The organism is Amycolatopsis sp. NPDC049691 (assembly GCF_040675005.1).
GTDB lineage: Bacteria > Actinomycetota > Actinomycetes > Mycobacteriales > Pseudonocardiaceae > Amycolatopsis.
On record NZ_JBFANX010000019.1, the window covers coordinates 150,215 to 163,805 of the forward strand.

17 protein-coding genes are annotated in these 13,591 nt (G+C 71.4%); 4 read left to right on the forward strand and 13 right to left on the reverse strand.

Going from position 1 to position 13,591, the window contains the following annotated elements:
- Positions 1–2 precede the first annotated feature (2 nt).
- The 7 genes from AB0J40_RS34975 to AB0J40_RS35005 form a co-directional block, all read right to left on the reverse strand.
- The gene (locus AB0J40_RS34975) at positions 3–1,193 is read right to left on the reverse strand and encodes an acyl-CoA dehydrogenase family protein (protein ID WP_364461916.1); all 1,191 of its coding nucleotides are present in this window, start codon (positions 1,191–1,193) and stop codon (positions 3–5) included.
- A 1-nt stretch (position 1,194) separates the two neighbouring features.
- Complete coding sequence (locus AB0J40_RS34980; protein ID WP_364461919.1) at positions 1,195–2,100, reverse strand: 3-hydroxyacyl-CoA dehydrogenase NAD-binding domain-containing protein; 906 nt, start codon at positions 2,098–2,100, stop codon at positions 1,195–1,197.
- On the reverse strand, positions 2,097–2,843 hold the full coding sequence (locus AB0J40_RS34985) for an acetoacetate decarboxylase (protein WP_364461922.1): 747 nt from the start codon (positions 2,841–2,843) through the stop codon (positions 2,097–2,099). The genes AB0J40_RS34980 and AB0J40_RS34985 overlap by 4 nt, the downstream gene beginning before the upstream one ends.
- The gene (locus tag AB0J40_RS34990; protein WP_364461925.1) at positions 2,840–3,583 is read right to left on the reverse strand and encodes a crotonase/enoyl-CoA hydratase family protein; all 744 of its coding nucleotides are present in this window, start codon (positions 3,581–3,583) and stop codon (positions 2,840–2,842) included. The genes AB0J40_RS34985 and AB0J40_RS34990 overlap by 4 nt, the downstream gene beginning before the upstream one ends.
- A gap of 12 nt (positions 3,584–3,595) precedes the next feature.
- Positions 3,596–4,735 carry a CoA transferase gene (locus AB0J40_RS34995; protein WP_364461928.1) on the reverse strand — a complete coding sequence of 380 codons (1,140 nt, stop codon included), beginning with the start codon at positions 4,733–4,735 and terminating at the stop codon, positions 3,596–3,598.
- Between the two features lie 118 nt (positions 4,736–4,853).
- Positions 4,854–5,759, reverse strand: coding sequence for a LysR family transcriptional regulator (locus AB0J40_RS35000; RefSeq protein WP_364461931.1), 906 nt, complete (start codon positions 5,757–5,759; stop codon positions 4,854–4,856).
- A gap of 10 nt (positions 5,760–5,769) precedes the next feature.
- A complete protein-coding gene (locus tag AB0J40_RS35005; protein ID WP_364461934.1) occupies positions 5,770–6,321 on the reverse strand; it encodes a helix-turn-helix domain-containing protein in 552 nt (183 codons plus the stop codon).
- Positions 6,322–6,402: 81 nt separating this feature from the next.
- Between AB0J40_RS35005 and AB0J40_RS35010 the strand changes: the two genes are divergently transcribed.
- Positions 6,403–6,816, forward strand: coding sequence for a nuclear transport factor 2 family protein (locus AB0J40_RS35010; RefSeq protein WP_364461937.1), 414 nt, complete (start codon positions 6,403–6,405; stop codon positions 6,814–6,816).
- Here AB0J40_RS35010 and AB0J40_RS35015 read toward each other — a convergent pair.
- The 6 genes from AB0J40_RS35015 to AB0J40_RS35040 all read right to left on the reverse strand — a co-directional run bounded on the left by AB0J40_RS35015 (position 6,770) and on the right by AB0J40_RS35040 (position 11,794).
- Positions 6,770–8,146 carry a HAMP domain-containing sensor histidine kinase gene (locus AB0J40_RS35015; RefSeq protein WP_364461940.1) on the reverse strand — a complete coding sequence of 459 codons (1,377 nt, stop codon included), beginning with the start codon at positions 8,144–8,146 and terminating at the stop codon, positions 6,770–6,772. The two genes, AB0J40_RS35010 and AB0J40_RS35015, sit on opposite strands and share 47 nt — an antisense overlap.
- Entirely contained in the window at positions 8,143–8,829 is a 687-nt protein-coding gene (locus AB0J40_RS35020) for a response regulator transcription factor (protein ID WP_364461943.1), read from the reverse strand. The genes AB0J40_RS35015 and AB0J40_RS35020 overlap by 4 nt, the downstream gene beginning before the upstream one ends.
- A 45-nt stretch (positions 8,830–8,874) precedes the next feature.
- Positions 8,875–9,060 (reverse strand): hypothetical protein, encoded by a 186-nt coding sequence (locus tag AB0J40_RS35025; RefSeq protein WP_364461945.1) that lies wholly within the window; start codon positions 9,058–9,060, stop codon positions 8,875–8,877.
- Positions 9,057–9,461 (reverse strand): hypothetical protein, encoded by a 405-nt coding sequence (locus tag AB0J40_RS35030; protein ID WP_364461947.1) that lies wholly within the window; start codon positions 9,459–9,461, stop codon positions 9,057–9,059. The genes AB0J40_RS35025 and AB0J40_RS35030 overlap by 4 nt, the downstream gene beginning before the upstream one ends.
- Before the next feature lie 67 nt (positions 9,462–9,528).
- Positions 9,529–11,250 carry a CocE/NonD family hydrolase gene (locus AB0J40_RS35035; protein WP_364461950.1) on the reverse strand — a complete coding sequence of 574 codons (1,722 nt, stop codon included), beginning with the start codon at positions 11,248–11,250 and terminating at the stop codon, positions 9,529–9,531.
- A gap of 10 nt (positions 11,251–11,260) precedes the next feature.
- Positions 11,261–11,794 carry a TetR/AcrR family transcriptional regulator gene (locus AB0J40_RS35040; protein ID WP_364461953.1) on the reverse strand — a complete coding sequence of 178 codons (534 nt, stop codon included), beginning with the start codon at positions 11,792–11,794 and terminating at the stop codon, positions 11,261–11,263.
- Between the two features lie 23 nt (positions 11,795–11,817).
- On the opposite strand from AB0J40_RS35040, the gene AB0J40_RS35045 reads away from it, so the two are divergent.
- The 3 genes from AB0J40_RS35045 (at position 11,818) to AB0J40_RS35055 (ending at position 13,591) form a co-directional block, all read left to right on the forward strand.
- Entirely contained in the window at positions 11,818–12,252 is a 435-nt protein-coding gene (locus AB0J40_RS35045) for an SRPBCC family protein (RefSeq protein WP_364461956.1), read from the forward strand.
- A 175-nt stretch (positions 12,253–12,427) separates the two neighbouring features.
- On the forward strand, positions 12,428–12,799 hold the full coding sequence (locus AB0J40_RS35050) for a helix-turn-helix domain-containing protein (protein WP_364461959.1): 372 nt from the start codon (positions 12,428–12,430) through the stop codon (positions 12,797–12,799).
- Positions 12,800–12,841: 42 nt separating this feature from the next.
- Positions 12,842–13,591: an isocitrate lyase/phosphoenolpyruvate mutase family protein gene (locus tag AB0J40_RS35055; protein ID WP_364461961.1), complete on the forward strand. Its 750-nt coding sequence runs from the start codon at positions 12,842–12,844 to the stop codon at positions 13,589–13,591.

The window sequence follows — 13,591 nt, forward strand, 5'->3', positions numbered from 1 at the left end:
GGTCACACGAACGCGCTCTGCCCGGTGATCGCCTTGCCGACGATCAGGGTGTTCATCTCGCGCGTGCCTTCGAACGAGTAGATCGCCTCGGCGTCGGCGAAGAACCGCGCGACGTCGTAGCCGAGCACGATCCCGTTGCCGCCGAAGATCTCCCGGCTCCAGGCGACGACCTCCCGCATCCGCGAGGTGACGAACGCCTTGGCCAGCGACGAGTGCTCGTCCTTGAAGATCCCCGCGTCCTGCAGCCGGGCCAGCTGCACGAGCATGCCCCACGACGCGGTGATGTTGCCGAGGCTCTTCACGAGCAGGTCCTGCACCAGCTGGAACCGCGCGATCGGCCGGCCGAACTGCCGGCGCTCCTGCGCGTAAGCCAGCGCGGCTTCGTAGGCGCCGATCATCACGCCCAGCGCCTGCCACGCGACGCCGCCGCGGGTGGCGCGCAGGATCTCCGCGACGTCGCGGAAGGAGTTGATGCCCTGCAGACGGTTCGCCTCCGGGACGCGGACCCCGGTCAGGGTGATCTCGGCGTTCTCGACGATCCGGAACGCGGTCTTGCCCTGGATCTTCTCCGGCACGAACCCCGGCGTGCCCTTCTCGACGACGAACCCCTTGACGTGGTTGTCGTCGACGTCCCGCGCCCACACCACGACGTAGTCGGCGAAGGTCGCGTTGCCGATCCACTTCTTGGCGCCGTCGAGGACCCAGCTGTCACCGTCGCGCTTGGCGACCGTGCGCATGCCACCGGCCACATCGGACCCGCCGAGCGGCTCGGTCATCGCGAACGCGCCGATCTTGTCCATCGCCGCCATCTCCGGCAACCACCGGTCGCGCTGCTCCTGGCTCCCTCCACTGTAGATCGAATACATCGCGAGTCCGTTGTGGACACCGAAGAACGTCGCCACGGACGCGTCGGTGCGGCTCATCTCCATCGCCATCATGCCGGTGAGCAGGTGGCTGACCGCGGGCTTGTGCTCGCCGTAGCCTTCGTACGGCAGGCCGGCGAGCCCGCTGTCACGGAACATCCCGATCAGTTCCTTCGGGAAGGTGCCGGCTTCCCAGTTCTCGTTCACCAGCGGCTTGACGTCGGTGGTCATGAACTCGCGCGCCTTGACGAGCAGCTTGCGCTCGTCGTCGGGCAGCAGCGCCTCGAAGTCGTAGAAGTCGGCGGTCAGCTTGTCCTTGAGCGGTTCCATCTCAGTTCTCCTCCACTGCGTGCAAAACGGCCAGCTGCTTGCGGTCGCGCGTCTCGGCGAGGTCCGAGTACGTGGAGGAGCCGTAAGCCTGTTCGACGGCTTCGATGAGCCGTTCCTGCTCTTCGGGGCTCTGGCTGGGGGTGCCGAGGCCGGCCCACATCTTCTTCATGGACTTGCCGATGTGCTCGGCCATGTGCCGGTAGCCGCCGGGACCGCCACCGAGGTGCGAGCCGAGGAACGGCCCGACGGTCGCCCAGCGGATCCCGAGCGACCTGGTCAAAATGATGTCCAGGTCTGCTGGAGTCACCACTCCCTGCTCGACGAGGTAGATCGCCTCGCGGCTGAGCGCGTTCTGCAGCCGGTTCCCCACGAATCCCGGCATTTCCTTGCGCTCCACGACCGGCGTCCGGCCGAGGCGGGTGTAGAAGTCCACCGCGTGCTGCACGGACTCGTCGCTGGTGCGCTCGCCGGGGACGACCTCGACCAGCGGGATCAGGTGCGGCGGGTTGAACGGGTGTCCGATGAGGACCCGGCTGCCGTCGATCTCGCCGGTGAACGCCGTCGAGGGGATGGCGCTCGACGAACTCAGCAGCAGCGCGTGCTCCGGAGCCTCCTCGACGAGCTGCTTGAACAAGTCCTTTTTGAACTCGACGCTCTCGGGCCCGTTCTCCTGCACGACATCCGCGTCTCGCACCGCTTCGGTCACGTCGGCGGCGATGTGCACACGGCTCGCCAGTTCCTCGGCCGTGGTACCGAGGTGCGGAGCGAACTGGGCCAGCGCCGTTTCGACCGCTTCGGCGAGGTCGGGACGGGGGTCGGTGACCCGGACGGTCAGGCTGTGGCGGGCGAACAGCGCCGTCCAGGACAGGCCGATGGTGCCGGCGCCGATGACGGCGGCGTGCTTCATGACTGAACTCCCTTCAGGTAGTCGAAGACCGGCTTGACCGGGGCGAGCGTCAGGTCGGTGACGATGTGGCTCGCGGACACGACCTCCAGCACCGGGAGGTCCGCGAGCGGCGCGAGGACGTGCTGGAACAGCTGCAGCCGCGCCGGGCCGGTGTAGGCCTCCTTGACCACCACGTCGGTGATCTCGGTGCGGACCAGCTCCTGGACGCGCGGGGCGCCGTCGTAGCCGGGGATGGTCTTGAGCATGAACGTCGGGACGGTGATCTGCTTCTCCGCCTCGCGGGCGTCCAGTTCGTGGTGCTTGTAGCCCATGGTCGCGGTGGCCACCCGGAGCGTCCCGTAGTCCAAAGTGCCCACCAGGACGCCGTTGTCGACATAGAGGTTCGGCGACCCGACGGTCTTCGGGTAGGCGCTGACCTCGCGCCCGGACGCGGTCGCCGGGAAGTTGTCGAGGTACATCGCGTGCAGGTACTCGCCGCGCTCGCCGTCGAAAGCGACCTCGATCGCCTGGCCGGACTCGGTGTACGGGCCGTAGCCGGAGACGTCGCCCATCTTCATGACTTCGAAGCGCACCAACGGTTCTCCGACCTTCAGCGGCTCCGGCACGACGGCGCGCAGGGCGTCGGCGTCGGTGCGGTAGACGATGTTCAGGTACTCGCGGTCGGTGAACCTCGGGACGACCGGCGCGAACGCCGGCGCGGTCAGCGGGGTCGTCACGTGCCGCCGGACTTCTTCGATCTTCATTCGCCTGTCCACTTCGGAGCGCGGCGCTCGGCGAAGGCGGTCATGCCCTCGCGGACGTCGGCGGACTGCATCAGCTTCTTGATTTCCTCACGCTGCACGGCTTTCGGATCCGCGGCGCGCACGATCTTCTTGACGGCGGCCAGCGCGAGCGGCGCGTTCTCCGCCAGCTTCTCGGCCAGCTGCAGTGCGACCGCGGCGGCGTCACCGGCCGGCGTCACGCGGTTGACCAGCCCCAGTTCGCCGGCGCGGCGGCCGGTGACGGGCTCGCCGGCCAGCAGGAACTCCATCGCGAGGTGGTGCGGGATCCGCTTCGGCAGCCGGATGACACCGCCACCGGCGGCGATCAGGCCGCGCTTCACCTCGGGGAGCCCGAACTTGGCGTCTTCGGCGGCGACGATCAGGTCGCAGCCCAGCGCCAGTTCGAACCCGCCGCCCATGGCGAACCCCTCGACGGCGGCGATCAGCGGCTTGGTCAGCTCGGCCTCGGTGAGGCCGCCGAACCCGCGGCCCGGGATCTCCGGGGACTCGCCCTTGAGCGCGGCCTTGAGGTCCATGCCGGCGCTGAAGGTGTTCTCGGCGCCGGTCAGGACGCCCGCCCGCAGCGCGGGCTCGGCTTCCAGCTCGTCCAGGGCGGCGGCCAGCTGCGTCGCGACGGCGGCGTTCACCGCGTTGCGGGCCTCGGGCCGGTCGATCGTGATCAGCAGGGTGCCGCCGATCCGTTCGGTGCGTACTTCGGTCATGTCCTGCTTCTTTCAGTTCAGTTCCGCGAGGACTTCGGCGGTGTCCTGGCCGGCCAGCGGGGCCAGGCGGCGGATCGAGCCGGGCGTCGCGGAGAACTTCACCGGGATGCCGACCGTGCGGATGGTGCCCTCGGTCGGGTGCTCGACGGTGTCGAGCAGGTGGCCGTCGCGGACGTACGGGTTCTCGTGGGCCTTGTCCAGCTCCAACACCGGCGCCATCGGGATGCTGTGCTTCGCGCAGACCTCGGCCCACTCCTCGGTGGTCAGCGCCGGGGCACAGGCGGCGATCTGCTGGGTCAGCCACTCGTTGTCGGCGCGGTCGATGGCCTCGCCGTTGACGCGCGGGTCGTCCGCGAGGTCCGGGCGCTCCGCGGCGGCGAAGAAGTCGCGGAAGTTCTTCGGGTTGTAGGGGATGACGCAGGCGAGGCCGTCCTTGGTGCGGACCGCGGCGTGGCCCTTCGTCATCGACAGCGCGAACCCGGTGGGACCCTCGGCCGGCTCGTAGGTGTGGCCCGCGAGGTGCTCGACCAGGTTGAAGGCGAGCAGCGTGTCGGTCATCGGGATCTCGATCTGCTGGCCCTGGCCGGTCTTGTCGCGGTGGACCAGCGCGGCGAGCACGCTGTAGGCGATGGTCAGCGACGACACCTTGTCGCCGATGATCGTCGGCAGGTAGACCGGCTCGCCGAGCGCGCGGTTGGCGACGTCGACCAGGCCGGAGGAGGCCTGCACGGTCTCGTCGTAGGCGGCGTTGCCGGCCTGGGGCGAGTCACCGCGGAAGCCCTGCGCGTGGGCGTAGACCAGGCGCGGGTTGCGCGCGGCGACGTCGGCGTAGTTCAGGCCGAGCCGGCTCAGCGCGCCGGGGCGCATGTTGGTGATCAGCACGTCGGCGGTGTCGATCAGCTTGAGGGCCTGCTCGCGCTCGGTCTCGTCCTTGAGGTTGAGGGCCACGCTGCGCTTGTTGCGGTTGACGTTGAGGTTCAGCGCGGTCATGCCCGGCGTGGTGCGGTACTGGCCCACCCGGACGGTGTCCGCGGGCGACTCGATCTTGATCACGTCGGCGCCCAGGTCACCCAGGATCTGGGCCGCGTACGGGCCCATCACCACGGTCGAGAGGTCGATCACGCGCACGCCGTCCAGCGGTCCGGTCGTCATCTTTCCGTCCTTTCGCGCCTTGGAAGTTTCGCTCTACTTCCGAACGTAGGCGCGGGCGGCGCGAAAGGGAATGATCATGATGCGAACAATGGTGTGACCGCAGCGGTCATACCATTCTCTATGTGGTGATCGGGTCGCCGAAGACGTCTTTCGCGGCTTCGACGAGCCCGTGCAGGTCCCCGCCGGCGCGGTCGTGCCGCCAGAGCAGGCCGGTGTCCAGCTGGGGGTGGAAATCCGTGAAGGGGAGGACGATGACGTTGTCGAGCCGGTAGCCGTGCATCGGGCTCTTCTCGTCGAGCATGGAAATGGAAAAGGCCTCGCCGCTGGAAATGATTTCCGACGTCCCGCCGTAGCCGGTGTTGGTCAGCCGGATACGTTTCCTGACGCCCATTTCCGCCAATTGGTGGTCGAGCTGGTCGAAATAGGCGGGGGTGATTTCCCCTGGTGAGGCGACGTACGGGAATTCGGTCAGCTCGGCAAGGCTCACCGAGTCCCGGCCGGCGAAGAGGTCGGCCGGGACGACCGCGCCGAGCCGTTCCGACATGACGGGCACCTGCTCCAGAGCCGGATCGCTGACCGGCAGCCGGGCCAGGGTGAGGGCGAGCTTGCCCTCGTGCACGCCCTGGACGAGATCGGCGGTGGTGCCGGGCCACCGTTTCAGCTCGTAGGTCTCGTGGACGCGCGCGGCGAGGGCGTTGACGCGGTCCCGCAGCGCGGGGTGCACGCCGGCGGGCATGCCGAGGAAGACGGTGCTGCGCCGCGGCCGGGTCGCCTCCCGGATCTTCCAGGGAATGGCACTGACCTGCTCGAGAACCTCACGCGCGAGCGGCAGCAGCGCGGTCCCGGCGGCGGTGAGGGTGACGTGGTGGGTGCTGCGGTCGAACAGCTGCGCGCCGAGTTCGTGTTCGAGGTCCTTGATCCGCTGCGAGAGCGGAGAGGCGGCCATGTGCAGCTTCCGCGCGGCGGCGGAGAAGTTCAGTTCCTCGGCGACCGCGACGAAGTAGCGCAGGTGCAGCATCTCCATGCTCGGAACCCTACGGCCCGCCCGCGGTCGATACCCCGCGGCGCACCAGGTCCAGCAGGCGTCCGGCGCGATCCGACGCCCCCGAAAGCGCGATGCCGGTGGCGAGCAGGAGGAGATCGATGGCCTCGGTGTCCGCGGCGACGGCGCCGGCCGCCTTGGCGCGCTCCACCAGGGCCGCGGCCGTCTCGTTCACCGTCGCGTGCCACTGGGCGAACAGCGTTTCGTGGTCGCCCGCCGGCGTGGTCAGCGACAACGCGAGGGCGCGCTTGTCCCGGACGTGCTCGACGAATGCCGCCAGCCACGCGAACAGTTCCGCGCCCGGGTCGGGGGCGTCGAGCCGTGCGTCGGCCGTCAGTGACGCGACGTCGCTCGCGTACACGGCGATGACCAGCTCGCGGCGGCTGGGGAAGTGCCGGTACATCGTCGCGTTGCCGATGCCCGCGCGCCGGGCGATGCGGTCGAGCGGGGCGTCCGGGCCGTCCTCGGCGAACACCTCCTTCGCCGCGGCCAGCAGGAGCGCGTGGTTGTCGCGGGCGTCGGACCGGCGGGCTCGTGCGGGCATCGCGCTCCTTGCCAAGCGGGGAGTTCCCCGGTTATCTTAACCGCACCCCTATCCGGGGAAGTCCCCACTTAAGGAGTGAGCATGGACGCCGCCGAAGTCCACCGCCGGCTGGTCGCGCTGACGCCGTTCACGGCCGAGAGCGTCGCGGAAGGCCTGCGCTACATCGACCCGGACGTCGTCGACCACCGCGGCGGCGCCGGGGGCGACCACCACGGCATCGACGCCTGGCGCGCGAAGTGGGAGGCCATGCTGGACGGCGGGATCTTCGCCGGCTTCGGCGACATCGGCGTTCGGGTCGAGCAGAACGTCGCCGACGGCGAGTTCTCGGTGAACCGCTACACGAGCACGGGAACGGAGCTCGCGACCGGCCGCAGCTACGCCGTGACCAGCATGGACATGATCCGCGTCCGCGACGGCCGGGTGGTCGAGCACTGGGCCCTGATGGACGTCACCGACCGGGCGGCCCAGCTGGCGCCAGGGGGAACGTCATCGTGAACGCCGCCCCGCCCTCCGGCGCCGGGCCCGCCGCCGACGTCCCGCCCATCCGCGTCACCAGCCCGTGCACCAGCGCCAGCCCGATCCCCGAGCCCACCGGCCGCCGGTCCCGGTAGCGCGCGTTGAGCACCCCTCGCTCGAACGCCACCGGGTAGTCCTCCGGCGCCAGCCCCGGCCCGCCGTCGCGCACCGACAACGCCGCCGCCGAAGCGGACACCGACAGCGAAAACACCATCGGCGCGCCGGCCGGGGTCACCCGCAGCGCGTTCTCCGCCAGCCCGTCGACGACCTGCCGCAGCCGCCGGGCGTCCGCCACCACCGGGACCGGGGCGGCGGGCGCCGAAACCCGCAGCTCCACGTCCTCCCGGGCGCACCGCAGCTGCCACACCTCGGCGCAGTCGCGGACCAGCGCGGCCAGATCCACCGTGGCGAGGTCCAGCCGGAACTCGTCGGCACCCAGCCGCGCCAGTTCCAGCAGGTCCGTCACCAGCCGCTCCAGCCGCACCGCCTCGCGCTGGATCGTCCGACCCGCGCGGACGGCGTCGTCCCCCGAGGCGACGCCGTCCGCGATCGCCTCGGCGAAGCCCGTCACCGCCGTCAACGGGGTCCGCAGCTCGTGCGACACCGACAGCAGGAACTCCCGCTGCCGCGCCTCGCTCACCGCCAGCGCGTCGGCCAGCGAGTTCAGCGAGCCCGCGACTTCCGCCACCTCGCGCGGCCCCTCGACCGGCACCCGCACGTCCCGCCGTCCCGCCCGCAACGACCCCGCGGCCGCGGCCGCCCGGCGCAGCGGACGGCCCAGCAGGCGGCCCGACCCGAAGCCCGCCAGCGCGGCCACCAGCAGCCCGATCCCCAGCGCCAGCGCGATGTTGCGCACCAACGCCCGTTGCGTCGCTTCGGCATTGCGTGCCGGCAGGACCAGCGCGAACGCCGCCCCGCGCGTGCCGACCACCCGCGTCTCGACGAGGTACTGCGAGCCGCCGACCGTGACGCGTCCCGAGTGGTCCGCGGCGAGCCCGAGCTTGGTCGCCGCCTGCACCGCGACCGCCTCGCCGAGCGCCTGCCCGCCCGCGCGCCGGACGACCACCGAGATGCCCTGCCCGCGCACGACGTCGGCCACCTTGCCCACGCCGAGCCGGTTGCCGATGCCGGTCTCGTCGAGCTGCGTCGCGACCACGTCGGCCTGCGCCGACAGCGACGACTGCAGCACGTTGTCCGCCGTCGTGCGGACCAGCCGGGCCGCGACGAGCCCGGCGACGATCACCGCGACCCCCGCGACCGCCAGGCACACCAGCGTGATCCGCCCGGCGAGCGTGCCGCGGTACCTCATGCCGGGTCCGCCGCGTAGCCGATGCCCCGCACCGTCCTGATCGGACTGGCCGGGCCGAGTTTCGCCCGCAGCTGTGCCACGTGGACGTCGACCGTGCGCGTGCCCGCCGCCGCGGCGTACCCCCAGACGGCACTCAGCAGCTGGTCGCGCGAAAGCACCTGACCCGGGTGCCGGAGCAGGTGCGTGAGGAGGTCGAATTCGGTCGACGTCAGGGAAACCTCGGTGTCGCCCGCCCAGGCGCGCCGGCTGGTGACGTCCACGCGCGCGCCGCCGACGGCGAACGTCTCCGCGGCCGGTGTCGCCCCGGACGCGCGGCGCAGCACCGTCCGGACCCGGGCCGCCAGCTCGCGCGGGCTGAACGGCTTGGTCAGGTAGTCGTCGGCGCCGATCTCCAGGCCCAGCAACCGGTCCAGCTCGTCGTCGCGGGCGGTGACGAACAGCACCGGCGTCCAGTCGCCGGCCGCGCGCAGCGCCTTGCAGATCTCGATACCGTCCATTCCGGACAGTCCGATGTCGAGCACGATCGCCACCGGCTTGAGCCGCCGGACGGCGTCCAGCGCGCGGCCGCCGTCGGCCTCGACGTGCACGCCGAAGCCGTCGCGCTTGAGGTAGAGCGCCGCCAGCTCGGCGATCGCGGCCTCGTCCTCGACCACGAGGACGAGGCCGCGTCCCGGTGACCCCATGCCTGCTCCCGTCGCCGCCGTCACCAACGGGGAGACGCTAGCCGGTCAGGGCGAGCCATCGCTGTTCATGTCGGATTCGATGCCGTTGAGCGTCGACTCGATGCCGCTCAGTTCGGACGACGCGGGCGCGTCGCCGGACGGCGAGCCGACCAGGTTGTCCCGGCAGGCCGAGCAGCCGAGCGCGATGAGCGCGGCGGCCCCGACCGCCGCCGCGACCCTCGCGGCCCTCACTTGGCCGGCTTGCAGTGCGCGGACGCGAAGGCGTCGAGCTTCTGCTTGGCCGTGGTCAGCTCGCCGATCCGGCCCTGGCGTTTGGTGGCACGGTCGTCGAGCTTCTTGGCGCGGTCTTCGTGGCCCGCGGCGCGCTGGTCCTGGGCCCGCGCCTTGAGGTTCGCGACCGAACCGGGCACCTCCGGGCCGCCGTTGATCCGCTTCTGGAGGTTGTCGGCCTTCTTCTGCAGCTTCGGCACCCAGTCCGAGCAGACCTGCTGCGACTCCTCGGGGCTGAGCGTGATCGGCGCGACCGGCGCCGGCGACGTCGTCTGGGCCGAGGCCAGCGGCGCCGCCACCAGCAGGCAGGCCGCGCTCCCGCAGCCCGCCAGCGCCAGCCGCGTCCAGGTGGTTCCTCGCATCGTGTCTCCCTTGGGTGAGGTGCCTACGGGGAGAACTTTCGCGGGGCGGTGTTCGGAGCGCGTCCGCCTAGTGTTCGGGCTTTGTAAGGCCGAGGGTGAGCGACGTCCGGGCGAGGTCGAACGTCAGCGTGTCACCCGGCGCCGGCAGGTCCGGGTCGAAGAGCAGCCCGTCGGTGCCGCCGAGCAGCAGGCCGAGCCGGTGCCCGGCCGGCACGACGTGGTCGAGCGCGGTGAGGGTGAACGTCATCGAGTACGTCCGGCCCGGCACGAGCGGCTCGCCGTGCCGCAGCGTCGCGTGGTGCCCGAGGTCCGCCGAGCCGTACGCGACGATCCGGTGGTCGACGTGCACCACGTCGGCGGCGGTGTCGAGGAAGCACGCGGAATCGCCGGGCCTGCTCACGCCCCAGCACGACGACGTCGTGAGGTTCTTGATCCCGCTGCCGTAGTTCGCGGTGTTGCGCGCGTCGGCAGGCCCGTAGTCGACGAGCGCGACGCCGAGCCGCGCGGCGGTCTTGTCGGACGACGCCGTGACCGTCACCGACGGCGACCCGGCGATCCGCACCGCCGAGGGCAGGGGAGCGCCGGTGAACCGCGCGGCCGACACCCCGGCCGCCCAGTCCTCGCGGCCCACGGCGGGGTCGTCGACGACCGTGGCCGTGCCCGAGCCGCGGAGCCCGAGCGTGCCGTCGGCCGACCCGCGCACCGTCACCGGTGCCGTCGCGGGCGGCCAGGCGCGGACGTCCGTCCAGCGGCCGGGGGCGGTTTCGAGGTGCACCGCGGGCTCGTCCTCGACGCCGTTGCGGACACCCTTCAGCCAGCGGTCGAACCAGCGGCCGAGCGTCTCGACCCACCGCGCGCGCTGCAGGTCGAACGGGTCGACGTGCCCGGCCTGGCTCAGCCACGCCTTGCGCGGGACACCCGCCCGGCCGAGCGCGTCCCAGTAGGCGGCGAACTGGTTCGGAGCGACGGCGCCGTCCCCGAAGCCCTGCGCGACGAGCACGCTCGCCCGCCCGGGCCGCGGCACGTAGTTCACGCTCCGCCAGTAGGCGTTGTAGTCGCCGTTCGTGCCCATGCGCGCCTTCAGGTCCGCTTCGAACGGCTCGCACAGCTCGGCCGCGCGTTCGTTGTAGGTGAAGGCCGACCCGGTGTGCTCCGGCGTGGCCAGGGGCGCGCCGTTCGCGACGAGCTGGCTGTAGTTGTCGGCGACGCCTTCGATCGGCACCACGGTCTTCAGCCCGGCGATGCCGGAGGCGGCCATGCCGATCGCGGTGGCGCCGTCCTGGGACTTGCCGATCGCGCCGACGTCCCCGGTGGCCCAGTCCGCCTGCACCGGCCGGCCGCCTTCGGGGGAGTCGAACGCCTTCGCCCGCCCGTTGAGCCAATCCACGACGGCGTTGCCGCTGCCGACATCGTCGAAGCACCCCGATGAGCGGTTCGTCCCGCCGACGTCGGCCAGCACCACCGCGTAGCCGCGCGGCACGAAGTAGTTGTCGTAGAACAGCGGGAACTGCTCCGGGGTGCCGTCCGGCGCGTAGGTCTTCTTCTGCGACTCGTTGCCCCGGCCGCAGCACGCGTAGTACGGGCTGACGTCCAGGATCACCGGGACTCGCCCGCCGGTAGCCGGCCGGACGACGTCCGCGGCGACGCGGTCGGGCTTTCCGTCGCGGTCGTGGTCGGTGCCGGTTTCGACCCAGGCCGTTTCGCGGACCGTTCCGGCGGCGGCCGTTGCCACGGGCGTCAGCCCGCTCGTCGTGATCAGTGCGGCCAGGAACCCCAGTAGCAGACGCATCGCGCCAGTATCACGGGTTCTGTTCGTACATCGCCAGGAACTGCGCCATCGCCGAGTTCACGGCGTCGCGGTCGCCCGTTGTCACGAGGTCCAGCAGCAGGCCGCGCGTTACCGCGAGGCCCAGCCGGGCGTGGGCGGGCCGGTCGGCTTCCGGGATGCCGCGCTCGGCCAGGAGCGCCTCGACCGGGCCCAGCCAGTCGTCGATGACGCCGTCGAGGAACTCCGTCGTCCCCGGGGTGCCGCCGAGGGCCTGGCCGTAGAGCTGGAAGAAGAGCTTTTCGTTGGCGCGCAGGTCGTCGTCGGTGAGCCGGCGCCAGAAGTCCGCCGGGTCCAGGTCGGCGAGCGCTGTCCGCTGGCGGGCTTCGACCTCCCGCGCCACCGCCGTGAGCAGGCCTTCCTTCGACCCGAAGTGGTAGATCAGCATGCGGTGGCTGGTGCCGAGGTCGGCGGCGAGCGCGCGCAGGCTCTTGGCCGCGCCGCCGTGGTGGGCGATGCGGTCGATCGCCGCCTCGAGGAGCTTCGCGCGCGGGCTTGCGTCGATCATGTACCAAATGGTACACGTACCGAATGGTACAGAGAATCTCGGTTCGCGGGGTGACCTCTGCGGACCCCGACACCGTGTACGCCCTGCTGCGCGACGGCGCGAGCTGGCCGCGCTGGTCGCCGCTGGGCTCGTTCGAGCTGGTTCGCGAAGGGAAGGACGAGCCGGAGGGGCTCGGCGCGATCCGGCTGTTCCGGACCGGCGGCGTCCGCTCGTACGAGGAGATCGTCGCGCTCGAGCCCGGCCGCCGGTTCGGCTACGCCCTCGACCACGGCCTGCCGCTGCGGGACTACGTCGCCTACGTCGACCTCACCCCGGTGGACGGCGGTACGGAGATCCACTGGCACTCGTCGTTCACGGCGAAGATCCCCGGCACCGGCTGGTTCTACCGCCGGTTCCTCGCCCGGTTCATCGGGCGGGTCGTGGCGGGGCTGGTCGAGGCCGCGCCGGTGGCCCCGTAAAGTCGGGCGCCTGTCAGCGCCACGACGGCGATCGCCCGGCCGCACGCAGGAGGAACGCAGCGCGGCGATGCGCGTCCGGCTGCTCGACGCGACGATCACCTCAAGCTCCTGTTCACGACGCTCATGGCCACTGTCTGAACGGAGTGTTACTCTCCCCGGGAAAGTGAGGTGTGCCGTGGTGCCGGACCCGTACGACCGCAACTGCCCGACCCGCCAGCTGCTCGACCGCATCGGCGACCAGTGGACGGTCCTGATCGTCGGCGCGCTGAGGGACGGCCCGCTGCGGTTCACCGAGATCGCCCACCGGGTGGACGGCATCTCCCAGAAGGTCCTGACGCAGACGCTGCGCAGCTTGGTCCGCGACGGGATCTTGACGCGCACGGCGTACGCGGTGATCCCGCCGAAGGTGGAGTACGAGCTGACGGCGCTGGGCCGCAATCTCTCGGAGCCGCTGGACATGCTGGACCGCTGGGCCCGCCGGCACATGACGGCGGTCCAGGAGGCTCGGGACGCCTACGACGCGGAGCACACTCCCGCCTCGGCGTGAGTTCGGCGCCCGCCGAAGCGTCCCGCTCCTAGATTCGGTCCCATGGACGAATTCCGCGCCCTCCACCTCCCCGGCTCCCCGCTCCTCCTCCCCAACGCCTGGGAGTTCGGCGTCGGCGCTTTCCTTGCCGCCCAGGGCTTCCGCGCCCTCGGCACCACCAGCCTCGGCGTGTCCGCGGCGACCGGCGAGCCCGACGGCGCGCCCTCGACGCGCGAAGCCACCGTCGCCCTCGCGAACCGCCTGGCCAAGCTGGACGTCCTCGTCAGCGTCGACGTCGCCGACGGCTTCAGCGGCGACCCCGCCGCCGTCGCCGACCTCGCCGAGGAACTCGCTGACGCCGGTGCCGTCGGGGTCAACCTCGAAGACGGGCTCGCCGCCGTCGAGCACCAAACCGCCCTGATCAAGGCCGTCAAGGACCGCGTGCCGGACCTGTTCCTCAACGCCCGCACCGACACCCACTGGGCCGGTGACCACTCGATCCGAGACGCCGAGAACCGGGCGAAGGCCTACGCGGACGCCGGTGCCGACGGCATCTTCGTCCCCGGCCTGGCCGCACCTTCGGACGTCCGGAAGATCGTCGACATCGGTCTCCCGCTCAACCTGCTGTTCCTCCCCGGCAAAGTCACCTTCGCCGGGCTGGCGGAACTGGGCGTCGCGCGCGTCAGCCTCGGCTCGCTGCCGTACCGCATGGCCCTTCAAGCCGCGGCCGGGACGGCGACGGCCGTCCGCGACGGCCGGGACCTGCCGCTGAGCCCACCGAGCTACGCCGACGTCGTCGCGCTGCTGCCGTAA